The sequence below is a fragment of the Sphingobacterium sp. JUb20 genome, from assembly GCF_004342035.1.
GTDB classification, from domain to species: Bacteria; Bacteroidota; Bacteroidia; order Sphingobacteriales; family Sphingobacteriaceae; genus Sphingobacterium; species Sphingobacterium anhuiense.
In genome coordinates this window covers 289,611-313,740 of the sequence record NZ_SLYV01000001.1, presented here as the reverse complement: position 1 = coordinate 313,740, position 24,130 = coordinate 289,611, and the positions used below count along the sequence as shown (strand labels likewise).

Sequence of the window (24,130 nt, the reverse complement as noted above, 5' to 3'; positions counted from 1 at the left end):
ACAACATGAGCATTTGGGAAAATAGTTTTAAAGATAAAGCGGTTTTGATTTCCGGAGGTTTGGGCGATATCGCACTAGCTGTAGCACATGAATTTGGTAAACATGGAGCGAAAATAGCGATCGCAGATGTGCGATCGCCAGAAGCCGCATTAAGCAAACTTACGGTGTTAGATGATCAAAATATAGATTATCACTATCAACAGGTTAATGTCGGTGATGGATCAGCGGTCGAGAGGTGGATACAGGATATTGAGAACAGATGGGGACATATCGACGTTGCAATTGTCAACGCTGCAACAGTAACCCTAAAAAATTTAGAACAGATTACAACTGAAGAATGGCAAAATGAAATCCAGGTGAATTTGAACGGTTCGTTTTTTATGGCAAATAGTGCTTGTAAATCTTTTGTGAAATTAGGGATAAAGGGGAATGTTGTATTTTTAGGAAGCTGGGCCGCCCATGCTGTTCACGAAAATATACCCGCTTATTCGGTTTCAAAAGCTGCAGTAAGAATGTTATGTCAAACTATGGCTCTGACCTATGCCGGAAAAGGCATCCGTGTCAATGAAATCGCTCCAGGTTATGTTAATGCTGGAGTAAGTAAAGAAGTATGGAGACAAGATCCACAGCTTGCTGCCGAAGCGCAAAATCATGTACCCGTTCAGGCACTTATTGAATCAGAGGAAGTAGCAAAGCAGATCTGCTGGATGTGTCTTCCGGAAAATCGACATCTTACGGGGAGTACAATTTTAATGGACGGGGGGCTTTCTCTGATGCGGAAAAAGTAAAATCGATAAGATACCGCTAATTATCAGATGGGATTGAAAATGATGGCAATATCCGAATCTGCAATTATTGAAAATAACTATTTGAAAAATAGAATCTGTCAATGATGACCAATTAAACCGAAATAAACCTTGATAATGACCACTAAGCGAACCGAAACACAACCAAATGATACCTTTTCAGGGTTATTTGCTGCAACCGCTGCTGATATCACGCCTCCTTTAGCTATTTATGCGCGAAATTGGGGAGCCGCAAAGCACGATTTAGCGAAAAGTATTCACAAACCTTTGATGATGCAATGTCTGCTTATTGAAGGTGGAGATCAGGATGTTCTCGTATGGATCACGGCCGACCTTGGGTGGTGGAAGAATAGTACCGACGAAAAAAATCTGCGAAATTATATCCTTCATAAATTTAACCTTCGAGAAGAGCAACTGCTCATCTGCCTTTCCCATACACACGCAGGACCAAGTATCTGTTCCACTGACAGCGATAAACCTGGCGGCGATTTAATTGTACCTTATCTCAATTTTTTAGCGGAAACAGCTGTTGGACTTATTGAAGAGGGAATGCAACAGAAACAAAGCGGAACTCTAACTTGGGGATATGGATCTTGTAATTTAGCCTCTAAGCGGGATTATGATGACCATGGCACATATCTTATCGGATACAATCCAATGGAGATCGCTGACGATACTTTATTAGTTGGCGTAGTGCGAGACGAACATGAAACGCACATCGCAACTGTGGTTAATTATGCCTGTCATCCTACAACCTTCGCGCATGAGAATACCATGTTATCTCCAGATTATATCGGTGCTATGCGCGAAGTGGTAGAAGGCTATACGAAATGTTCATGTTTATTTTTACAAGGTGCTTCAGGCGACTTAGCTCCAAAAGAACAATATGTTTCCGATCCCGCCGTAGTGGATAGGCACGGTCGACAACTTGGATATGCCGTTATTTCCACAATAGAATCTATTCCTAAAAATAACAGCAGTTTAGTTTTTAAAGGAGCATTGATTTCAGGAGCACCTTTAGCATTGTGGGGTCTACAAGAAAAGAAGCGAGACAACCGGATGACAGCTCATATATTACGGGTTACAGTAGCTTACAAAGAACTGCCTGCAGTAGCAGATTTGATGCTCGAATACGAATTATGTGACGATCGGGTTATGAAAGATAGATTATGGAGAAAGATCAATACCCGTCGAGGTATTGGCGATCATAAAACTGTTGATATACCCATTTGGATATGGCAACTTGGCAATGCTCTTGTAATAGCACAGGCAAATGAAGTGTATTCTCTTGCTCAGGAGCAACTGCGAAAAACGTTTCCAGATCAAAATATTGCATTTATAAATATCGCAAATGGATATGTTGGATATTTACCTCCGGCGGATCTCTTTGAAAAAGATCTGTATGCAGTTTGGCAAACACCATATGCGGCAGGAAGCCTTGAAAAAGTTATTCAACACATCACCCAAGCCATTCAAAAGCTGACTTTATGAAATTAGAACTTATTGACATATCGATATTTGTTATCTACATATTAGCCATTTTATTATTAGGTTTATATGCCTCCCGTTTTAATGCAAAGACTAAAAGAGATTACTTTTTAGCAGGAGACAAGTTGCCATGGTGGATGATTGGAGGGAGTATTATAGCCGCAAATATCAGCAGTCATCATTTAGTCGGAGCGATGGGAGCAGCCTATAGCAGAGGTTTTGTGGCGATTACTTTAGAGTGGGGAGCTATTCTTATTGGATTTAATGCACTATTATGGGTTTTCTTACCCTTTTATCTCCGAAATGGCTTTTACACCATACCCGAATATCTGCAGAAGCGATTTGGCAAAGCTACGAGAGCAGTTTATGCTGTGCTGATCCTGTTTACTTATATTTTCGTGGAAATTGGAGCGGTTCTTTTTTTAGGAGCACTTTCATTGCACGCCTTGTTCGATATCCCAATTATGTATAGTGTATTTGGTCTCGCAATATTGACCGGAATATATACCATTACAGGTGGTTTGCGCGCTGTGATCTGGACAGAGATGGTGCAACTGGTTGTACTTGTTGTAGGAGGTGTTGTGCTTACTTTTGCTACGATAAAAGAAGCTGGAGGCGTACAGTCTGTTATTGATTCAAGTCGAGATTGGAAGATGTTTTATCCAGCAGATGATCCCGATTTCCCTTGGACGATGTATTTAGGTGGTTTGTTGTGTATCAGTGTTTTTTATTGTGCCACAAATCAATTTATTGTGCAACGTGTCTTAGCAGCGAAAAATGAATGGCATGGACGTATGGGGGTTATTTTTGGTAATTATCTTAAGTTTTTGGTGCCTTTGATTATTACCATTCCAGCTCTGGTTGCACCTTTATTTTTGCCACATTTGGATCAACCAGACCTTTTGTTTGCTACTTTAGTCGAACAGTTGCTTCCTAAAGGATTGATTGGTCTTGTAATGGCGGGATTAATATCTGCGATCATGTCGCATATTTCGGGAGCAATTAATTCCTGTACAACAATTCTTACCATGGATATTTATCTGGAATATTTTAATAAAAAAGCGTCCGATGAACAAGCTGTAAGTTTTGGCAAAAGGTCTGGTGTTATTATTATCATGATCGGGATTATGAGTTCTATTTTATTGATCAGTTATTCAGACAAACCGATTTTTTTATACCTGATGAACCTTTATGGTTTGTTTACACCCGGTATTGCAACCATGTTTTTGATGGGGATTTTTTGGAAACGGACCACTTCGGCAGGAGCACTTACAGCTGGGTTTATATCGATACCGCTCTCGCTTATCTTAGAATTCTTTTTACCAGAAATGCCTTTCTTTAATCGTACAGGAATTGTTTTTTGGACTTGTATGTTGGCTTGTTTCCTGGTTAGTTTAGTTACTAAGCCAGCAGCCGAAATGGATTTGAAGGGATTAATATGGGATAAAGAAAGCTTAAAATTGCCTGAATCAGAACGTAAGCATAATAAAGGCGTCCGAAACCCTTTTTATTGGTGGTTATTAATTACCGTTATCGTTCTATATTTTTACGTTCGTTACTTTTAATGATCGGTAACGATTTTATTTGAATTTGGTCTCATGGATAAATTATATATAAAACAATATGTAGCCAAGGTGCTGCCTGATGTAATACGGCACCGTAGACATCTCCATCAATATCCGGAACTTTCTTTTCAGGAATTTAATACTTCCGCTTATATCAAGGAGCAGTTAAAGGCCATGGAACTGACTTTTGAGGAAGTAGCAACCACAGGAATATTAGTTTGTATTGAAGGCTATGCCGGGGTATCTGATCAGGTGGTGATCTTTAGGGCAGATATGGATGCATTGCCTATCAATGAGGAAAACGACGTTACATACCGCTCTCAAAATGAAGGAGTGATGCATGCTTGCGGACATGATTTTCATACTGCAAATCTATTGGGAGTTGCTCAAATTTTAAAATCACTTCAATCTCAATTTAGCGGCACCTGTGTGCTTCTGTTTCAACCAGCAGAGGAGAAGATCCCTGGAGGTGCAGTAGCAGTTCTTCGTTCAGGTAAATTGAATTTCCCTGATAAAGAAGTCTTGGCCATGATCGGGTTGCATGTTTCTCCACGATTGAATAGTGGTGTAATCGGACTTCGTGCTGGAAGTTTTATGGCCTCTAGTGATGAATTTTATCTTCGTATAATAGGACGAGGGGGGCATGGTGCAGAACCTCATTTGGCGATAGATCCGGTGATTATTGGCGCACAGCTCCTCACTGCTTTACAGCAGATTGTCAGTCGTACAGCCAATCCATCCGTACCATCCGTACTTTCTTTTGGTAAGGTCATTGCAAATGGTGCAGCAAATGTGATTCCTGCAGAAATATATATGGAAGGTACTTTTAGAACTTTTGATGAGGACTGGAGGGAGCGTGCACTGGTTCAGATCGAAAAAGTAATTAGAGAATTACCAGAAACATTGGGTGCAAAAGTTGAGCTTGAAGTAAGAAGAGGATATCCTTTTCTCGTTAACAATTTTAAACTTGCGCAACAACTGAAAAGTGTTTTTTTAGACTATGTCGGTGAATCCCATTTTCAGGAAGTAGAAAGGTGGATGGCAGCCGAAGATTTTGCTTATTACACCCATCAGTTTCCATCAGTCTTTTATTTAATTGGTATTGCAAACGTAGATAAGCATCGTTGTTCCGCGCTGCATACTTCGACATTTGATGTCGATGAAGAATCCTTTCATCATGCGATGGGGAGCATGCTTTATGCAGGATTGGATTTACTGGGGGCTATTCGTAAATAATTATCATATGTTACAGATTAATCGGAGAGGATTTGTCAAAGGATTAGTTCCCCTAGGGATGACGCTAATTTCATGGAAAAACTTAAAAAGTGATAGAAAAGTCAAAAAAGTGGGGATCATTGGCCTAGATACTTCGCATGCGCTAGCTTTCACGAAAACACTGTTTGAATCACGATTTTCAGATGAATATCTCGGCTATCAGGTTATTGCTGCTTATCCCTATGGGAATATGACCATTCCTTTAAACAAAGAACGTATACCAAAAAATATATTAGAAATACAGCAATACGATGTTTTGATTGTCGATACCATCGAAGCGCTTCTGACTATGGTCGACTATGTTCTCTTGGAGACAAATGATGGAAATATGCATTTACATCAGGCCACACAGATTATTCGTTTCCGAAAACCCCTTTTTATTGATAAACCTATCGCGAATTCGTATCAGGATAGCTTAAAGATATTTGAATTAGCAAAAAAAGAAGGTGTTCCATGTTTTTCAAGCAGTTCATTACGCTATCTTTCTGGCATAAAAGATTTGGATAAGAGCATGGTAACAGGGGCAGAGGTTTATAGTCCGGCTCCAATTGAACCTTCTCATAAAGATCTCTATTGGTATGGCATACATGGTGTAGAGATGCTCTTTGCGATCATGGGTGTGGGTTGTGAGGAAGTAACTTCTTATATCGGTCAAGATTCAGATTTAATTATTGGGCGATGGAAAGGAGGTCGCTATGGAAGTTTAAGGGCTATTCGTGAAGGAGCCCAAGATTTTGGAGGAAAAGTATTTACGCAGAAGGAGATTGTAACATTAGGCAAATTTGAAGGTTATGCCCCCTTACTCAAAAATATTGTTCATTTTTTTGAGACGGGCAGCGCTCCTTTTGATTTTCGGGAGACATTGGAAATTAGCGCTTTTATCGATGCCGCCTATAAGAGCAAGTTAGATAAGGGCAAAACGGTTTCGCTTTATTGAGAACACTAATTTTTAATTAATAACTATTCAATATATTTAAAATACTAATCCTTCCACATAGGAGGCATTGTCCAGTTATGTTCCAATCCTTCAAGAGCTATTGCTTTTAATCTATTCTCATCAACTTTATATTTGTTTTGGATTGCGACTTTGAGTTTTTTCACTAACTTTTTTTGATAATCGTCATTCCTGTCAGAACTATTAGTACTCGTTTTCGGATACTTTTTTTCTGCCAGTAGCATTGATTTATCTTCAGCTTCGATAATCTCTTTGAATATCATCTTTCTATCATTGATCGTAAGTGATTTGTCTTCACTTTGAGTATGGTCGTTTTCGACTTTAGTTTTAAAATTTTTACGGATATAGTAGGCTCATTTTCAATTTTAGTTTTCGAGATTCGAGCAATTTATCGATAGAATAACTTCGAAGACATCCGCTGAGCACGAAAAAGCCATATTTCTGTATTTCTTTTTCCTGTAACAGGTATTGTTTCTTTTTTACTTTTTTGTCTCTCAAAAGAGAAACAACTATTTTTTCTTCGTCCTTTGTAAGCTTGACATGCTTTGTAATAGCGTCTAAAAGAAGATCAGGCTTCATGCGTAATTATCGATTTGTATATTAAAGTGCTAAATATATTGATTTTAATGTTGACTGTATCTCATATTTATTTAAATGGGATGTCACTACTCGACTAAATAATTTATCCCGGCTATAACAAGAATAGGCGGGATGATTCGTCGCTTATGAGAAATAAGCATTTATAGATATACTCCAAAAGTATCAAGGCAATGATTGAAGAATGCACAAAGCTTATTAAACTAGTTTAAGGTTATTTCTTAAACTAGTTTATGGGTAGTATCCCTAAGAACTGTTTAATTTTGTTCTTAATGCATAAACGTTTTAAATATGATAAAAAATACAACACAGCAGATTAAAACTCCTATTGTTAAGCGCATGGTATTTGTACTTATATTAGTTTTTACAGTATTTTCGATGACTAAAGCTACGGCACAGCAGATTAAGCTAGATGAGGATCGTTTAACTGCTGTACAGACGTCTATGTCGATTACGCAAATTAAAGGTAAAAAAGCTGTCCGGGTAGTGAAGTCTGCCGCAGTCAAAGAAGATGATGAAGCGACTTATGTTAAGATCAATGATTTCAATTTTAAAAATGGCGTGATCGAGGTGGATGTGCTGTCACGTTTACTTCCTGATGCACCAGCACACGCCAGAGGTTTTATAGGTCTTGCTTTTCGTATCAATAAAGATGATTCAAAATTTGAAAGCATTTACGTACGCCCTACCAATAGTACAGCAGACGACCAGCTGAGAAGAAACCGCACCATTCAGTATTTTTCTTATCCTAGTTTTAAGTTCACACACTCCAGAGCAACCGCTCCGGGACAATATGAATCTTATGCGCCAATAGCGCTTGATGAATGGATAAAACTAAAGATTGAGGTAAATGGTGATCAAGCCAAATTATTTATCAATGGCTCAAAGCAACCATACCTGATTGTAAACGATCTAAAAATGGGAGCTGATCAATACGGCTCTTTAGGCCTTTTTGTCGATATCGGAACTGAAGGATTTTTCAGGAATCTAAAGGTGAGCCCAACGCCGTAAATCCGCATGCTTTCCGAGCTGTATTTTTATTGTTATGAGATTAATAATAGCAGCAGATTCTTTATTGTGATCGGTGTCAATTTAATCCCTCAAAATTTTATCATAAAGATTAGCTCAATCATCAATTTATCCATAGTTTGAGCCATTTTTTACAATGCTAATCGATCAAAAGGTATATTATTGATCTCAATAGATTTTTTTCTTACATTGCTTATGAAAATGAAGTTTTTATATTTAAATGTTCTATCTAATTCTAAAGTATAGAAGCTGATGATGAGCAAAAGCTTCATTAACAAAGATTGTTAAACATAGAACTGCGGAAAATGAATTTAGCTCAAAAACTGGGATATCCTGAAGACAGTAAATTATTAATGATCCATGCTGATGATGCAGGACTATGCCATTCCGAAAATAGAGCAACAATTCAGGCACTTCAATATGGAATCGTGAATTCTTACAGTATCATGGTACCTTGCCCATGGTTTTATGAAATGGCCAATTTCGCCAAAGAAAACCCACAATATGACAATGGAATCCATCTTACACTTACTTGTGAGTGGCAAAATTATAGATTTGGACCAATATTACCGATCGAGCAGGTCCCGTCTTTGGTAGATGAAAATGGCTATTTCTACAAAAACAGAAGCAGTCTATTCAATATGGCTAAACCGGAAGAAGTAGAAAAAGAACTCCGTGCACAAATCGAGAAAGCTCTGCGATTTGGGTTGAAGCCAACGCATATTGACTCACATATGTGCAGTGTCGGCGTATCTGCGCAATTTTTGGAGATTTATATTAATTTAGGAAAACAATTTAACCTCCCGGTTTTCTTAAATAAGGAATTTACCGCGTCTGTTTGCTTAACAGATGAAGAATATAATTTTGATACTGTATTACTCGCAGATGCTCTTCATATTGGAAACTATGCTGCTTTTGAACAATATAAACTAAAGAGTTATTATGAAAGTGCTTTAGATAATGTAGTACCAGGCTTCAATGTGCTATTAATTCATCCTGCTTTCGATGATAATGAAATGAAGGGTATTACAATCAATCATCCTAACTTTGGTTCACATTGGAGACAGATCGATTTCGATTACTTTACAAGTGAAGCATGTCGACTAAAGATAGAAGAAAATAAGATCCAATTAATAACCTGGGATCAAATTAGAAACAGCAGATAGTATTTCTATAAAATCAAATTGATATGCCTTGTTTAGGAAGAATATAATATAGTGATGTCCATTTATGAACATAATTTTTAATAAAGTGTTCGAAATCGCACATGCTGTATTAAATAGGGTATTGCTAAATATGCTATTATTATGGCTTTAAACGCCTATTCTTTTATTCTAAAGTAGGTGGTATAATTATTGGCCTGCATTCCTAAATTAACTTTATGTTTTCGAACTATTTGAAGATCGCCCTGCGTGTTTTTTGGCATAATAAATTTTATGTTATTCTGAATATTATTGGTTTAGGATTTGCAATTGCCTGTTGCATCTTGTCGTATCTCAATTATAATTATAGGGAAAACTTTGATATAAATCATGATCAAACGCAAGATATTTACCGGTTAAATACCAGTCGGTTGGTAGACGGCAATCAACAGATATGGGGTGTAGTTCCGCAGCCAATAACGGATGTTATGAAGAGCGAAATGGTTCCTTTTAAACGAATAGCTCGTTTTAGTAAAACTTCTACGGTTGTAAAAATAGGTGAACAGACTTTTGATGAACAGATACATTATGCGGACAAATCTCTGTTTGAGCTTTTTAATCTTCCATTAAAATATGGTAATCTTGCTGATTTTGACCAATCAAAACAATTGGTAATTAGTGAAACGTTTGCTGCTAAATACTTTTCAAAGCAAATGCCTATTGGAAAATCTATTATAATGATCGGCAGTGATGGAATTTCTAACGAATACACGATTTCTGCTGTTTCAAAAAATATTCCGGGTAATTCTAGTATTCAGTTTAATCTTCTTACCTCATTTGAAAATAGTTCGGTATATAGTGACCAACGACTGGATGGTTGGAAGAATCCTAATCTCATAACAACTTTTGTTCAATTGAACAATACCAATGACGCTCGTTCTGTAATCAGTACGCTAAATCATTATGTTGCTATTTATAACCAAAATCGAAGTGAGTGGCCGATTAAAGGTTTTACACTGCAACCTTTTTCTGAATTAGCACAAAGTTCTGATATTGATATGTCTGGATATGTTTATGGAAGTCAATTGACTGCTAATCCACGTGGTGTACTGGTCATTGTACCCGCTATCATGTCACTATTTATTTTATTGATTACTTGCTTCAATTTCACAAATATTTCAATCGCATTTGCCAGTAAGCGATTAAAGGAAATCGGTATACGAAAAGTAATGGGAGGGATGAGACGACAGTTAATTTTTCAGTTTTTGACTGAAAACATTGTACTCTGTATCTTTTCAGCATTATTAGCATTTTTGTTTGTTACGCTATTACTTCCTGCAGCCAATCAGCTTACTGGACTTGATCTTTCACCTGATTATGGAAGGGATTATGGTTTTTGGTTATTTCTGTTCAGCATACCTTTAGTCTGTGCTATCCTTTCCGGCTTGTACCCGGCGGTATATGTAAGCTCATTTCAACCGGTATTGATTCTTAAAGGTAAAACGGCTTTGTCTACATCAAATCGTTTTACGCGTTTTTTGTTGATCGCGCAGTTTAGTCTGTCCTGTTTTGCACTGGTGGTTGGTATTGTGATGTCTCAGAATGCCTCATTTCAGCAAGAAGCTGATTTTGGTTATGCTATTCATGAAGTGTCCGTTGTAGCAATAAATAGTCCGCAGGAGTACCAGGTATTTAAGGAAGCAATTCTACAGTATCCGGAGATAAAAAGTGTAGGTGGAACTGTTGAGCAGATCGGTGACGGAAGCTATACGCAGACTGCTAAAACAGAAAAGAATGAAATTTCAACACAGGTAGCTCGTATAGGAGGCGAGGCTTATCTGAATACTATGGGAATCGACTTAATACAAGGAAGGTCTTTTTACAATACCGGTGCCGATGTTGATGCGTCGATTATAGTCAATGAAACTTTTGTGCGGAGGATGCAGTTAAAGCAACCGATTAATCAGCAAGTGACGCTGGATAGTACTCAATATACAATTGCGGGTGTCGTGCGCGATTATAAAGAATATGGCCTCCACGGTCTAGTTCCTCCTTGTGTATTGCATATGGCTAAACCGGAAGATTTAAAATTTATGGTAATACGTGCAGATCGGGATAAACTATTGCAAGTGACAAAGTTTTTGAAATCAACTTGGTCGAAGCTGATGCCGAACACTCCTTATCGAGGTTATCTGCAGTCCGATCTAATTGAGAAGGAAATTCGTATGACAGAGGCATTTAAGGCTATTTCATTTTTTCTCGCTATGATTACTTTGTTATTGTCTGCATCAGGTTTATTTGCACAAATATCGCTGAGTATTGATAAAAGGAGTAAAGAAATAGGTGTCCGTAAAGTGTTGGGTGCATCGATCATGCAGATTGTTGGTTTGGTAAGCAGGGAGTTTGCACGTATCTTGCTGATTGCATTTATTATTGGCAGTGCTTTGGGATATCTTTTTACAAACAAATTTATTTTTCAGGTTATCTATCAGTATCACCCGGTTGCAGGACCAATACCTTATATTGGTACATTGCTCATTGTAGTCCTTTGCTGTAGTGCTATTATTGGTACGAGAATATTTAGAGCTGCACGGACAAATCCTGTGGATAGACTCCGGTCAGAATAATAACTAGGTTTTTTTTCTTTTTAATGGTCATTTAGCTCTTTGACTCTTATTCCATTCATTAAAAATAGGATTAATAGTAGTTTCGTATGAGTATATTTTAAGTACCAGTTAAAGTTTATTTATGAAGCTAATATCACAAGCAATTCTGAAGTTGGTTGTTAATTTACGTTAACATTTCAAAAGTAGATGAATCCTTTTACGCGTTGTCGAATTGAATATTGAATGTGTGTAAACCTTGTTGATAGGTATATAGTAGGTTGTAATTTTGCCTCAAACAAACCTGTTTCAGAATGGCAAGACCTAGACCAGTACCTTCTGAGCCATTATCTTTATAAAATCTTTCGAAGATTTTATTGGGATCAAGTTTCGGTTGAACGCTACTGTTGGAAAAATGAAGGCTATTCCTGTTCAGATTAATAGCAATCTTTCCTCCATCAAAATTGTGGCGAATGGCATTGCTGAATAGGTTGTTAATGAGTATTTCAATCAGAGATCGATTGGCATAAACTTCGGTTTTGTCAAGCTTAACATTCAGCTGCAGTTTTCTTTCCTGTATAAACTCTTGAAAGTAAAGGATTTTATCATTAATCAATGTTTCCAAATTAATAAGTTCTTTACTTTGAAGTTGATTATTGTCGATTTTAACAAGCAGGAGGAGAGACTGGTTTAGTTTAGTAAGTTTAGAAGTAGCACGATAGAGATCTTCTAAAATTTCGCTATCTTCTTTCTTTAGTGAATTTGACTGCAACATGGTATCCAACTTTGAATTGATAACTGCCAAAGGAGTCATCATTTCATGGGAGGCATTTTCAGTAAATAATTTGATCTCCCTGTAGTCAGATTTAATTTTATGTGTTACCTCCACCATCGCATCATTGAGCTCTTTAAATTCTTCAATTTTAGTTTCTATGGGTGTAAATACTTCCTCCTGATTGATATTGAAGGCTTTAATATTGTGGAGCAATTGCTTGAATGGTAACCATATTTTTCTGATAAGTAGGCGGTTTACTAACCACAGCAGTACTAGTAATATCAATACCGGGAGTAAGATGATGAGTACAATACTTTTGATCTGTTCTTGACTTTCAAATTTTGAAGCAATGATTTTCACTTCATAAGGTTCGCCATTTAAAAGAATTTGTGTTTTTAGATATCTTGCTGATTCCTGGTGCTTTTTTTTGGGATTGTAAAAATTTGTATCCGCAAGTACTTCACGCTTATCTGCAATTTTAGCTAACTTTTGATATTCCACGATCACTCCGTCAAAACCTTCAGGTGATGGAAGTATATTTTTGACATGGGCAAAGTCTTCGACCTCAAGTAATTCTTCATAGAGGTGGTCTTCTATCTGCTTATTGATGTATTGTCCAAGCGTTTGATAGAATAGTATACCTATTGCCAATAATCCGGCTAGCGTTATACCTGCTAAAATTCGGTTATAACCCGTAAATAGTTTCATCTGTCTGTAAATTTATAACCAACTCCATATACCGAATGAAAATATTCCTTACATCCGGCCTCTGTTAGTTTTTTTCTAACATTTTTAATATGTGTATATATGAAGTCTAAACTATCGGCCATATCTGCATCATCGCCCCAGATATGTTCTACAGCCGCAGATTTTGAAATCACTTTATTTTTATTGGAAACAAAATAAAGCAATAGATCAAATTCTTTTTTGGTTAAATACACCAATCGTTCGTTAACTTTAACCTCCTTATTGCTGGTGTCGATTTCCAGCTCGTTGAATTTGACTATATTATTACCATTATAGTTTCTTCTTCTTACTATAGCCATTATTCTAGCATACAGTTCAGATAAATGAAAGGGCTTAATGAGATAGTCGTCAGCACCTAAACTTAAACCTTCAATTTTTTGATTTAAAGAATTACGCGCTGAAATAACGAGTACACCATCGTTTTTATTTAATTTTTTAAGGTATTTGAGCAGTAATATGCCATCTCCATCAGGTAGTGTTAAGTCGAGTAAAATGCAGTCATAGCTATAAATGGATATCTTTTGGTATGCCTGATCGTAGTTAGATGCCCAATCACAGATATTTCCTTCAGCAGCAAGATATTGCGCTATGCTTTTTCTTAAACTTTCTTCGTCTTCTACAATTAGAAATTTCATTATGTAAATATGCTGTTAAAAAATGAAATTGATAAATTTTTTCATGATGAAGTTTTTTTATGAAATAAGGTATAAGTTCAACATTCCTACAGAATCTCTTTATTTCTTTACTCTTTTAATTAAAGCGTGCAAAACTGATGAAGCTGTTATTGCTAAGTTATAAGTAGAGTATCGGAATAAAGAAAGACTAAACATATCAGTTAAATTTTGAAAATATGTTAACTAAATCTGTTAAAAACAATTTTTCAATTCCTAACATAAAGAATGTAGATGTTAAGGATAATTATTTAAAATTCAGGTGTTCATTATTTATTGTGCCCCTTCTTTTATTAACAGGGATCATTATATTTCTCTATAAAGAAAACGCTTTACGCGTTGATCATTACATCCAGATTCAAAAGTATTGTTTCTATTTTTTGAACACGGCATTATCCCAGTTTTCGACTGTTGTATTTAACCTTACCCAACTTGGAGATGAAATCGTCATGCTGTCATTATTAAGTGTTTTACTGCTTTATGCGCCTAAAGTATGGGAAGCTCTAATATCCGCCTCACTAGTTTCATGCATATTCTCCTGCTCATTAAAAAAGATCTTTACAGTACCAAGACCAGCAGCAGTATTTGACCATGATACTTTCGTAATTATAGGCAAAACACTGAATGGACATAATAGTTTGCCTTCGGGGCATTCCATTACTGCTTTCACTATTCTAACTGTACTGCTATTTGGCTTTATGCCCGAGAAGTTAAACGATAAGATACTGTGGTATATACTTATTATCAGTCTCGGACTGATTCTGATATTTACAAGAGTAGGTGTAGGGGCACATTATCCGCTGGATGTTATTATCGGTGGTACTATTGGATATATTTCAGGCCTTCTAGGTATTTTTATTAATAAAAAGTACAATCTCTGGACATGGGTGAGTAATAAAAAATACTATCCAATTTTTATTCTGTTTTTTTCGATCTGCTGTATTTCAATAATCACTAAGATAATGAATGAGAATCTGTTTATATTTTATGTGGCATTAACAAGTTTAATCATTTCTCTATACAAAACCATTCATGTTTACGTTAAAAAATAATTTGAAATTAGCTCATTTTGCATTACTGATGAGTGCTCTTAATTTTTTATTCTTTCACTATGCATTTTTTGCATTTGTCTTCAATGATGTTGATTATAAAAGTCTGAACGGTATCGTTCTTATCTTGAGCTTGATCATACTCATGCTTGTTTTGAATGCGTTGGTTTTTTATCTGATCTGTTTTCTATCACGTTATGTCGGTAAGGCTTTATTGATTTTATTCTTTAATATTAATGCTATCGCTGTGTACTTTGTCAATACTTATGGTGTTATCATCGATAAAACAATGATCGGCAATATACTGAATACCAATTATGCTGAATCTAGCAGTTTCTTTTCAATAAAACTGTTGTTTTATATAGTAGTATTGGGAGTTATCCCGAGTTTGTTCATTATCAAGATTAATTTTATTACTGTAAAATGGAAGAAATTTGCAATCACTTCTTCGTTAGCTTTAGTGTTGGTTCTTGTTTTGGTCCTTGCAAATGCGCGTAATTGGTTGTGGATAGATAAAAATTCAAAGGTTTTAGGTGCACTGGCGATGCCCTGGTCTTATTCGGTTAATACAGTGCTTTTTTATTCTGACAAATATAAGAGTAACGAAAAAGAGATCTTATTGCCGGATGCAACGATAAAGGATCATCAGAAGTCGGTTGTTGTTTTAGTTATTGGCGAATCGGCAAGACGGGAAAATTTTTCTCTATATGGTTATCCTAAAAATACGAATCCATTGCTTTCAAAAATTCCTAATTTATTTCATTTTGATGCTAATTCCACTGCGACATACACTACTGCAGGTGTAAAATCTATTTTGGAGCATACCAATACAGATAAGCTATATGAGATCTTGCCCAATTATTTATATCGGAACCAGGTAGATGTCGTATGGAGAACATCGAATTGGGGTGAGCCACCTGTACACATTAAGGAATATCAAAATAGAGAGGCATTACTGCCAAATTGTAAGGGGGAAGGATGTGATTATGATGAGATCCTGTTAACCGGACTTAAGGAACAGATTTTATCCAGTAAAAAGGATAAAGTATTGATCATACTACATACAAGCACTAGTCACGGACCGACTTATAGCACAAAATACCCGGCTCGATTTGAAATTTTTAAACCCGTATGCACGAGTGTTGATTTAGGTAAATGCTCTCAAAAGGAACTGATCAATGCTTATGACAATACGATTGTCTATACGGATTATTTACTTACGAAGATTATCGAAGATTTAAAGCAATTAGAGGGTTGTCATAGTGCCATGATTTTCGTTTCGGATCACGGTGAATCTTTAGGAGAAAAGAATCTTTACATGCATGGGGTCCCTATGGGTATTGCTCCAAAAGAACAGTATGAAATACCTTTTATTGTCTGGATATCTGATGGATATAAACAGGTGAAGCCGAATAAAATACTGACACAGAATCATGTGTTTCATAGTGTTCTAAACTTTTTAAGTGTGCAGAGCCCTATTTATGATGATCGTATGAGTATTTTTAAGTGATCTTAATAATTAAGGTTCATTATTTTAGCAATATGCAGCCAGATTAGTAAAAAAAATAGTGTAAAAGATTATCATAGGGCTAACAAATTCGGGTCACAGCTTAAGATGCTGTGACCTATTTTATTTTTTAAAAATTAGCCTTCAAATTCCATTTGTTATTATAGCAGATTTCCAAAATAATACATCGGTGGTCATATGTGGTTAATACGCAACTCCTGTGTAAATACCCTAAATCAATCCTGTACTGAACTATCGATGCATCGACCTGTTCTTTTTCTATAACTGTTTAATCAACTAAAATATTCATTATGGAAAATAACTTAAACAACCCGGATATCATCAACGACTTAATAAAGATTAATAATGACCGCATAGCAGGCTATAAAAGGGCTTTGGATCTTGCTCATGGTTTAGAGCTTGACACCCTGCGCCATATGTTTGCAAATAACATCTTGCAATCTGAAGGCTTTATTAAAGAATTAACACCCTATGTGCTTAGAGAAGGGGAGCAACCTACAGAGGAAACCATGTTAAGTGGTAAGCTGTTTAGAATGTGGATGAGTATTAAGGGAAATATTGTCGGAAACGATAGACATAGCCTGCTAGAAAGTTGCGAAAAGGGAGAAGATGCGTTTAAAGAAACATATCAAAAAACCCTTGAAGAGCATGTTAACGATTTATCAATGGGCGCATGTAATAAATTGTTGGAACAATTGAGCAAACAATCTGAATCGCATAAAGAAATTAAAAGTTTGCGCGATAAGGTCCCATCTTAAATAATATCCGATGAAAAATCAAATTGGAATCACAGTTGAATGATTGATGACAATAACAATACCCGGTCTTGCCGGGTTATTGTTATGACAAATATAGATGTGTTATTAATCTTGTAATAGCGCTAATGCGACATCATTACCTTGTTGGGCAGCCAGATCTGCAACGGATAAGCCTCTCGCGTCGAGAATACTTTTATTGGCACCTCGCTCTAATAAAAGCTGCAGGATCTCGTTTCTTCCAAACATAGCCGCAAACATGAGCGCAGTACCGCCATTTCCATGTTGCTGATCGAGATTAGCGCCATGACTGATCAACAGTTCTGCAATATCTTTATAGCCTTTAAATGCCACGCCCATCAGTGCACTGTTGCCGCCGTTATCTTGGGCATTGACATGTGCGCCTGATTTCAGTAATAATTGTGCAGCTTCATATTGGTTATTATAACAGGCAATGATAAGTGGACTATACCCTTTGTCATCGCGGCTATTTAGATCTACTTTTTGGCGAATGAGTTCTTCTAGTACTTCAATATTGCCTGCCCGTGCGGCGTGAATGATAATGTGCGCATCCTGTATCATATATTTTTTATTTAAGTCTTTCGTGTATAGCAATAACAATCTAGAGCTATTTTAGTTGCCGATAAAAATTAATTTATGAAATTTTCAAAAGCTGTATTTCCTGGATGATTAACGCTTGATTTTGACCAGTATTGGTATCATTATTTGACAGAAAACAGTAAAAAAGACTTTGTCCATGTAATTTATCCCGGATCGTGGTTTTAATACTTGAAATCAAAGTAACGGTGAACTCCTGTTCCGATGGGTTGTTATCCTTGTACAAATATTTTATTAAGTAACTCAATGTATTATGGAAAATCATTTGAACAACCCAGAAATTATCAATGACCTGATAAAAATTAATAATGATCGGGTGGAAGGTTATAAAACAGCATTAGATCTTTCGCATACACTAAGTTTGGATAGCTTACAGCAATTATTTGCAAAATATATCTTACAATCACAGCATTTTATTGAAGAGCTGAAACCTTTTGTCGTTTTGGAAGGTGAACAACCGACCGATGCCACCATGTTAAGCGGTAAACTGTTCAGAATGTGGATGAGTGTGAAAGTAACCATTGCAGGTAATGACAGAAAAAGTTTATTGGAAAGTTGTGAAAAGGGAGAGGATGCGTTTAAGGACACGTACAAAAAAATTCTACAAGAAGATAATGATCAATTGTCTATCGAAGTGAAAAATATACTTTTAAAGCAGCTGGATAAACAGCTGGAGGCACATGATGCCATTAAAATGTTGCGTGACGAGGTAACCTTGTAAATAATGGATATTTAATCTCGAAACAGTAATCTCCGCTGAATAAGCGATCAGCATTACGATCATAAAGATACCCGGTCATGCCGGGTATTTTTTTATTTTAACGTTTTTAGCAAAAGCTATATTGATCAGATGTTAACTCCTTATACACAAAAGAAAGTCTATTAATGACTTGATAATAGAGGCTATTGCTTTGAATTCTAGTGTATACTCATTAAGTCAAGAGAAATATACAAAAATATATTTGGTTAAACAATCAAATATCTTATAGCTTTATTTTCTTTTTTGATACGTTAAAAAGTTGAAAATTCATTCCAGGGAAATAAATAGAAATCCATTTTATACAATTGATACCAACACAATGTATCCCCAATTCGCTGAGTGACGAGAAAAACAGAGGCTTACAACAATTGTTTTGAACAGGATTAATCTTTAATGGATATATCTACTCGAAATAAAGTTGTATCTTTATTAAAGTGCTAAACGCTAAAATCTTAAGTGGTTATTAAAAAGTTAAATGCAGCAAATGAACTAAATAGAAATGAACAACAGCTTGCAATACAAATTCAGGAAACCCGACAAATCACTTGCCGGTTTTGTTGCTGGTTTTTGGGCATTACAAAATCTTTCGGAATATGCAGAAGAAGCTATCGCTTTGCCCGACGGACGAATTGACTTGTTTATATCAAAATCTGCATCAGAACCAATTACTATTGGTATTTTAGGTGTTGGCACACAGCCCGATAAGGTGGAGGTTGCTCCAAAAACTTTAATTTTTGCCATTGGTTTTAAACTGCCCGCAATTGAGTATATCTTTAATTTTTCCGTAGCTGATTTATTAGATCAAGGAAAAATTTTGCCAAGTGATTTTTGGGATTTTAATACGGAAGATTTAACCGATTTTGATGCATTTTGCGAAAAGGCTTCCTATAAAATTTTGTCTTTGTTACCGAAAGAAATGGACAGCAGAAAACGAAAATTATTTGAATTGATGTACGCTTCAAAATGCGAAATAACGGTGAAGGAGCTTTCCGGAAAGATACTTTGGAGCAGCCGTCAAATAAACCGTTATTTCAATCAGCAGTTCGGGCTTTCATTGAAGGTATATTGTAACATTCTGCGATTCAGAGCATCTTTGGAACATATTGCGAAAGGGAAGTTTTTCCCTGAACTTGATTTTGCAGACCAGAATCATTTCATCAAGCAGGTGAAAAAATTTTCCTGCGTTGTGCCGACAGTATTATTCAGACATAAAAAAGACCGATTTGTACTATTGTCAACGCTGACAGAGACCTAATTTTGTACCAAATGTAAAATTCAGGACTATGTTATTAAAAGACAAAAAAGTAGCCATTATTGGTGGTGGCCCCGGCGGACTGACACTGGCACGATTACTTCAACAAAAAGGAGTTGACGTGAAGGTTTATGAAAGAGATTTGAACAGAGCTATACGGACACAAGGCGCAACCCTTGATCTCCACCAAAACTCAGGATTGAAAGCGCTGACTTTGGCAAACTTGCTCGACACCTTCAAAACAAAATATAGAGCTGGTGCAGAAAAAGGACGGGTACTCGATAAAGCGGGCAATATCCTTTTCGATGAACATGAAAAAAACATATTCAGCATTAATTTTGAAGACTCCGATGCAAGACCCGAAATTGACCGCAGCGATTTGCGTGATATGTTAGTGGATAGTCTAGCGTTTGATACCGTTGTGTGGGACAGTCATTTTGTGAGCATGGTACAGGTTTCTACGCAATGGGAAATCACATTTAAGAATGGTAAAACGGCATGGGCAGATGTGGTAATTGGCGCTGACGGAGCTAATTCTAAAATTCGTCCGTTTGTAACAGAAATTCAATCTTCTTATGCTGGTATCACCATTCTTCAAGGAAACGTTGAAAGTGCAAAAGCAAAAGCTCCCCATATGCATGAATTGCTAAGAGGCGGAAAAATTTATACGCATACCGATGGAAAATATCTGCATGTATCCGCAAAGGGCGATGGCAGTATTGACTTTTACATCAGCAGCAAAATGGACGAAAATTGGGCAAAGGACAACAATAGTATCTTCTCAGACAGAACACAATTAAACAAGTGGTTTAAAGCAACATTTGGAGAATGGAACAGCCTATGGTTTGAGTTATTCGAAAATGTAGATTTGCCCATGCTGATGCGTCCGCAATATTGTATTCCTACCGACCAAACTTGGGAAGCGCAATCCAATATTACGGTACTTGGCGATGCTGCTCATATCATGGCTCCTTCGGGTGAAGGTGTAAATTTAGCAATGCTTGATGCGCTTGAATTAAGCGAGTGTCTTACCAATAATAAATTTGATGATTTACAAACTGCCATTGCAGTCTACGAAACCTCAATGCGCCAAAGAGCCGCAGAGGAAGCTTTGGCATCGTCTGAAATGATTGAATGGATGCATGCTGAAAATGCCCAAGAAAAACTGATTAATCTTTTTAATGGGATAGAAGAATAGAAGTTAACAGATCTTGATCAATTGTCTATCGAGGTGAAAAATATACTCTTCAAGCAGCTGGATAAACAGCTGGAGGCACATGATGCCATTAAAATGTTGCGTGACGAGGTAACCTTGTAAATAATGGATATTTAATCTCGAAACAGTAATCTCCGCTGAATAAGCGATCAGCATTACGATCATAAAAATACCCGGTCATGCCGGGTATTTTTTTATTTTAACGTTTTTAGCAAAAGCTGAAATACTTATTTCAGGCTTGTTAATGCTTTGGAATTTCTTAATAAAAAAACATATTGAAAATAATCTGTTGTAAACGTGCCCTTTTGAGGTACAATATTTTCACCAAAAACTCTCGATTTTATACTGATTAGGTGTTGCGATTTTAGAAAGGGTGAGTTCTCTGAATTTAACTTGAATAGCGTAATTGAATTTGGTTTACTCAATTCCTTTAAATCATTGATTCCCTTTACAAGTTGTAATGGACCATCTGCATTACTCCAGTCCACTCGTTCATTTTCTGGCGTGGGAAATTGCGGAATTTTAGGAAGGTACATTTCGCTGTCTAAGGTATAGCTAACAAAACTCGTGGTTTTTATACCCGATTTTTTTAGTTCAGAAGCGAATGTTTGTTTTCCATTTTCAGTTGTGTTTTGCAATACATGGAAATAACCAAAAAGACCGTAGAATTTTTCATTTTCAAGTTTTAAATGCTTGATTGAATTCTTAAAATTAATGAGCATTGCCGAATCTCTGGCTACTTTTGAATGATCATCAACATTCTTGTCAACTCCTATTACTGTAATTCTTGAAGAGTCGGTTAGCTGTTGATTATAATCGTAAATAGCATTCCATTTTTCCAAAAGCTCCTGACTTGATTGTTGCGGAATTCTTTTACGGATTGCCAATACAACGTCCTTTAAAGTTTCTTGATTTTTCAAGCTATCTGTCAGGAAATTATTCAGTTTTGCAGCTGTTATGCTATCCATTTCTGCAATGTAATATTTAACACCCACATTTTTATTTAAGAAAAAAAGCAACTCCCTGTCCAATGTCTGATTGTCAGCGTAGCCATGAATTTCTCCCAAAAGGAAAACCTTTGATTGATAAAAATCATCATCAAATAATTTGTCATTAATTGAATTTGTGATTTCCGTACTATTTTTCATCAGATAGCTTATATTATCCTCATTTTTAGATTCTAAAAATAATTTATTGCTGATAAAAAAATATAAGATAAACAGCACGCAAATACTTAAAATAGTAATCGATGTGAATTTAAGGACTTTTAAAAATTTCTTCATGTGTATTTTGGTGGTTTTTTGGTTCAAAAGTGTTGTCAGTAAATCGAATTCTTAAAAATAAATTACTGATTGATGTTTTTCTGTACTGAACAGTTTTTAATTGTGATGTGGGTTAACATTACCTTGAACGGTTTAAGGTTGGCGTTTGTGCTTATTTGTTTCATTTTAGGTTTAATAATGCTATAATTTCTTGCGCTGACAAATATATGATTTTTGAATTCTCTTCACACACTTCAAGTTCTAAAAGATTATTATCGGTCCAGCGCTTAGCACTGCAAGTTCCATCATGACAGTGGTCGGCTATAATTTTATAAAGATTTTTAAATTTTAGAGGCAGTATTTCCGGGTTGGTAAAATCACAGACGGTTACCGTCGAACAGTTCATTCCATCTTGTCCATGAATGGCAATCAGATTATTTGCCGGGTTATAAAGCCATTCTTTTATATACCAAAATTCGTTGTCGCAATCCTCTTCAGAATTTTCGTCAATGCGGCATTCACTGACAAATTTATATGCTTTGTTTTTTGTGATGTTATAAATAGCATACTCCATCAGGTCGTTACCTGAAACAAAATACTCGTTGTTATTTGAATGCCTGATATATTGATAAAATATTTTTCCAAAAGCATATCGAGTGGTATATAATTGATTGTCATGGTTATCGTACAACGTTAACCTTTGGCAACTAATTGATTTTCCATAATTGTGCGTGAGGTTATAAGAATGATTGTAATTGTCAATAGTCAATTTGATTTCGTCTGTCAAAAAATGGATTTCTTGATCGATGAAATAGTCTTTATCAAATATGTAATTGTATTGCTCCAAATATTTTTTGTATTCAATACTGTCAGCATAATTTTTCAATCTATTGTCGTTTACGTTTGATTTAGTCACGCCCGGTTATCGTATAAGGCATTATACACAAATATCTAAAAGTTTTATTAAACCGGGAAATCAAATGGTAATTCCTATGTCTGTCCGCATACCGCTACAAAATTCAAAAAAAATAGCGCAGTCGGAAACAGATATAAATACTATTTGTTAAGCTATTATGATTTTAAACTCTTCTAAAATTCCCTTTCGTTATATGTTTAACAAAGTTAAAAGGGAAGTGGCTTTGGTGGCCATTTTTGGCTTAATATTTAATGGATTGACTTATATTTTGCACGACGAGCTTCCGGATATGCCCTTGGGGGTTCCTGCATTTTTAGGTACCGCCATATCGGTCTTACTGTCTTTTAAAATGAGCCAGTCGTACGAAAGATGGTGGGAAGCACGCAAAGTATGGGGCGCTATTGTCAATGACTCCCGGTCACTTGTTATCCAGATGCAGAGTTACCTCGCTGCTGAATATGCAGGAGTGATCAAAGATATCGCTTATAAGCAGATTGCCTGGTGCTATGCATTAGGGGATTCACTTCGCGACCTCAACCCGCTTGCAAGACCATTGGAATTGACACAGGAAGAACTCGACCATTTACAGGAGCATCGAAATGTACCCTTGGCAATTACCCAGATGCAGGCACTTACAATCAAGGACTTATCAGAAAAGCAGGCAATACCTGATTTTTTTCGTGTCCAGCTGGATCAGACTTTGGTGCGTTTGGTAGATGCGATGGGTAGAGCCGAACGGATCAATTCGACGGTATTTCCGGTTACTTACCGCCTTTTTCTTCACGGAGCGATCTATCTCTTTCTGATTACCCTTTCGATCGCGATACAGGATGTCAGCCCGATTTTCGAAATTCCGCTATTGGTGCTGATCGCTGCATTGTTTTTCCTGGCAGATAAGACCGCCTATAATCTGCAGGATCCTTTTCGCAATCGGCAAAGTGATGTACCCGTAACCGCGATAGCCCGTAATATTGAAATCAATATCAAACAATTGCTTGGAGAAGATCATATACCGGAGCCGTTGAAGCCAAAGACTTTTTTTATTCTCTAATTGTGGGAATTAGGAGTTCGATTCTAAGGATAGCAGTTCCAGATTTTTAGAACTGCGAAAATCGATTCAC

At 36.4% G+C, this 24,130-nt stretch carries 22 protein-coding genes; 15 read left to right on the top strand and 7 right to left on the bottom strand.

Annotation, left to right across the window (positions count from 1 at the left end; genetic code table 11):
• Nucleotides 1-5: 5 nt before the first annotated feature.
• The 5 genes from EDF66_RS01380 to EDF66_RS01360 all read left to right on the top strand — a co-directional run bounded on the left by EDF66_RS01380 (nt 6) and on the right by EDF66_RS01360 (nt 6,071).
• Nucleotides 6-788, top strand: coding sequence for an SDR family NAD(P)-dependent oxidoreductase (locus EDF66_RS01380; protein WP_132839993.1), 783 nt, complete (start codon nt 6-8; stop codon nt 786-788).
• Between the two features lie 135 nt (nt 789-923).
• Nucleotides 924-2,297 (top strand): hypothetical protein, encoded by a 1,374-nt coding sequence (locus EDF66_RS01375; RefSeq protein ID WP_132839991.1) that lies wholly within the window; start codon nt 924-926, stop codon nt 2,295-2,297.
• The gene (locus tag EDF66_RS01370) at nt 2,294-3,859 is read left to right on the top strand and encodes an SLC5 family protein (protein WP_132839989.1); all 1,566 of its coding nucleotides are present in this window, start codon (nt 2,294-2,296) and stop codon (nt 3,857-3,859) included. Before EDF66_RS01375 ends, EDF66_RS01370 begins: the two co-directional genes overlap by 4 nt.
• Nucleotides 3,860-3,892: 33 nt before the next feature.
• Nucleotides 3,893-5,095: a M20 family metallopeptidase gene (locus EDF66_RS01365; RefSeq protein WP_031289285.1), complete on the top strand. Its 1,203-nt coding sequence runs from the start codon at nt 3,893-3,895 to the stop codon at nt 5,093-5,095.
• A 7-nt stretch (nt 5,096-5,102) separates the two neighbouring features.
• A complete protein-coding gene (locus EDF66_RS01360) occupies nt 5,103-6,071 on the top strand; it encodes a Gfo/Idh/MocA family oxidoreductase (protein WP_132839988.1) in 969 nt (322 codons plus the stop codon).
• Between the two features lie 44 nt (nt 6,072-6,115).
• Here EDF66_RS01360 and EDF66_RS01355 read toward each other — a convergent pair whose 3' ends face one another.
• Together EDF66_RS01355 and EDF66_RS26225 are read right to left on the bottom strand one after the other, a co-directional pair.
• Nucleotides 6,116-6,352 (bottom strand): hypothetical protein, encoded by a 237-nt coding sequence (locus tag EDF66_RS01355; protein ID WP_132839986.1) that lies wholly within the window; start codon nt 6,350-6,352, stop codon nt 6,116-6,118.
• 73 nt (nt 6,353-6,425) lie between these two features.
• Nucleotides 6,426-6,668 carry a hypothetical protein gene (locus EDF66_RS26225; RefSeq protein ID WP_132839984.1) on the bottom strand — a complete coding sequence of 81 codons (243 nt, stop codon included), beginning with the start codon at nt 6,666-6,668 and terminating at the stop codon, nt 6,426-6,428.
• A 309-nt stretch (nt 6,669-6,977) separates the two neighbouring features.
• On the opposite strand from EDF66_RS26225, the gene EDF66_RS01345 reads away from it, so the two are divergent.
• The 3 genes from EDF66_RS01345 (at nt 6,978) to EDF66_RS01335 (ending at nt 11,484) form a co-directional block, all read left to right on the top strand.
• The gene (locus EDF66_RS01345) at nt 6,978-7,697 is read left to right on the top strand and encodes a hypothetical protein (RefSeq protein WP_207898382.1); all 720 of its coding nucleotides are present in this window, start codon (nt 6,978-6,980) and stop codon (nt 7,695-7,697) included.
• Between the two features lie 323 nt (nt 7,698-8,020).
• Nucleotides 8,021-8,881 (top strand): polysaccharide deacetylase family protein, encoded by an 861-nt coding sequence (locus EDF66_RS01340; RefSeq protein WP_132839982.1) that lies wholly within the window; start codon nt 8,021-8,023, stop codon nt 8,879-8,881.
• A 215-nt stretch (nt 8,882-9,096) separates the two neighbouring features.
• Nucleotides 9,097-11,484, top strand: coding sequence for an ABC transporter permease (locus tag EDF66_RS01335; RefSeq protein ID WP_132839981.1), 2,388 nt, complete (start codon nt 9,097-9,099; stop codon nt 11,482-11,484).
• Between the two features lie 196 nt (nt 11,485-11,680).
• Here the strand turns inward: EDF66_RS01335 and EDF66_RS01330 are convergent, their stop codons facing one another.
• Together EDF66_RS01330 and EDF66_RS01325 are read right to left on the bottom strand one after the other, a co-directional pair.
• Nucleotides 11,681-12,943 carry a sensor histidine kinase gene (locus tag EDF66_RS01330; protein WP_207898380.1) on the bottom strand — a complete coding sequence of 421 codons (1,263 nt, stop codon included), beginning with the start codon at nt 12,941-12,943 and terminating at the stop codon, nt 11,681-11,683.
• A complete protein-coding gene (locus tag EDF66_RS01325) occupies nt 12,940-13,617 on the bottom strand; it encodes a response regulator transcription factor (RefSeq protein WP_132839979.1) in 678 nt (225 codons plus the stop codon). The genes EDF66_RS01330 and EDF66_RS01325 overlap by 4 nt, the downstream gene beginning before the upstream one ends.
• 215 nt (nt 13,618-13,832) lie before the next feature.
• On the opposite strand from EDF66_RS01325, the gene EDF66_RS01320 reads away from it, so the two are divergent.
• From EDF66_RS01320 to EDF66_RS01310, 3 genes are all read left to right on the top strand, one after another.
• Entirely contained in the window at nt 13,833-14,705 is an 873-nt protein-coding gene (locus EDF66_RS01320; RefSeq protein ID WP_132839977.1) for a phosphatase PAP2 family protein, read from the top strand.
• A complete protein-coding gene (gene eptA / locus EDF66_RS01315) occupies nt 14,686-16,212 on the top strand; it encodes a phosphoethanolamine--lipid A transferase EptA (RefSeq protein ID WP_132839975.1) in 1,527 nt (508 codons plus the stop codon). The genes EDF66_RS01320 and eptA overlap by 20 nt, the downstream gene beginning before the upstream one ends.
• Nucleotides 16,213-16,520: 308 nt before the next feature.
• A complete protein-coding gene (locus EDF66_RS01310) occupies nt 16,521-16,988 on the top strand; it encodes a ferritin-like domain-containing protein (RefSeq protein WP_132839973.1) in 468 nt (155 codons plus the stop codon).
• A gap of 105 nt (nt 16,989-17,093) precedes the next feature.
• Here EDF66_RS01310 and EDF66_RS01305 read toward each other — a convergent pair whose 3' ends face one another.
• Nucleotides 17,094-17,600 (bottom strand): ankyrin repeat domain-containing protein, encoded by a 507-nt coding sequence (locus tag EDF66_RS01305; protein ID WP_259192884.1) that lies wholly within the window; start codon nt 17,598-17,600, stop codon nt 17,094-17,096.
• Between the two features lie 256 nt (nt 17,601-17,856).
• On the opposite strand from EDF66_RS01305, the gene EDF66_RS01300 reads away from it, so the two are divergent.
• The 3 genes from EDF66_RS01300 (at nt 17,857) to EDF66_RS01290 (ending at nt 20,813) form a co-directional block, all read left to right on the top strand.
• Entirely contained in the window at nt 17,857-18,324 is a 468-nt protein-coding gene (locus EDF66_RS01300) for a PA2169 family four-helix-bundle protein (RefSeq protein ID WP_132839969.1), read from the top strand.
• Between the two features lie 538 nt (nt 18,325-18,862).
• Nucleotides 18,863-19,618, top strand: coding sequence for a helix-turn-helix domain-containing protein (locus EDF66_RS01295; RefSeq protein WP_132839967.1), 756 nt, complete (start codon nt 18,863-18,865; stop codon nt 19,616-19,618).
• Nucleotides 19,619-19,646: 28 nt separating this feature from the next.
• Complete coding sequence (locus tag EDF66_RS01290; RefSeq protein ID WP_132839966.1) at nt 19,647-20,813, top strand: FAD-dependent oxidoreductase; 1,167 nt, start codon at nt 19,647-19,649, stop codon at nt 20,811-20,813.
• A 245-nt stretch (nt 20,814-21,058) separates the two neighbouring features.
• On the opposite strand, the gene EDF66_RS01285 is transcribed toward EDF66_RS01290, so the two are convergent.
• Nucleotides 21,059-21,979 carry a hypothetical protein gene (locus tag EDF66_RS01285; RefSeq protein WP_243655969.1) on the bottom strand — a complete coding sequence of 307 codons (921 nt, stop codon included), beginning with the start codon at nt 21,977-21,979 and terminating at the stop codon, nt 21,059-21,061.
• Between the two features lie 295 nt (nt 21,980-22,274).
• Nucleotides 22,275-23,009, bottom strand: coding sequence for a hypothetical protein (locus tag EDF66_RS01280; RefSeq protein ID WP_132839963.1), 735 nt, complete (start codon nt 23,007-23,009; stop codon nt 22,275-22,277).
• Nucleotides 23,010-23,202: 193 nt separating this feature from the next.
• On the opposite strand from EDF66_RS01280, the gene EDF66_RS01275 reads away from it, so the two are divergent.
• Nucleotides 23,203-24,060, top strand: coding sequence for a bestrophin family protein (locus EDF66_RS01275; protein WP_243655968.1), 858 nt, complete (start codon nt 23,203-23,205; stop codon nt 24,058-24,060).
• Nucleotides 24,061-24,130 lie beyond the last annotated feature (70 nt).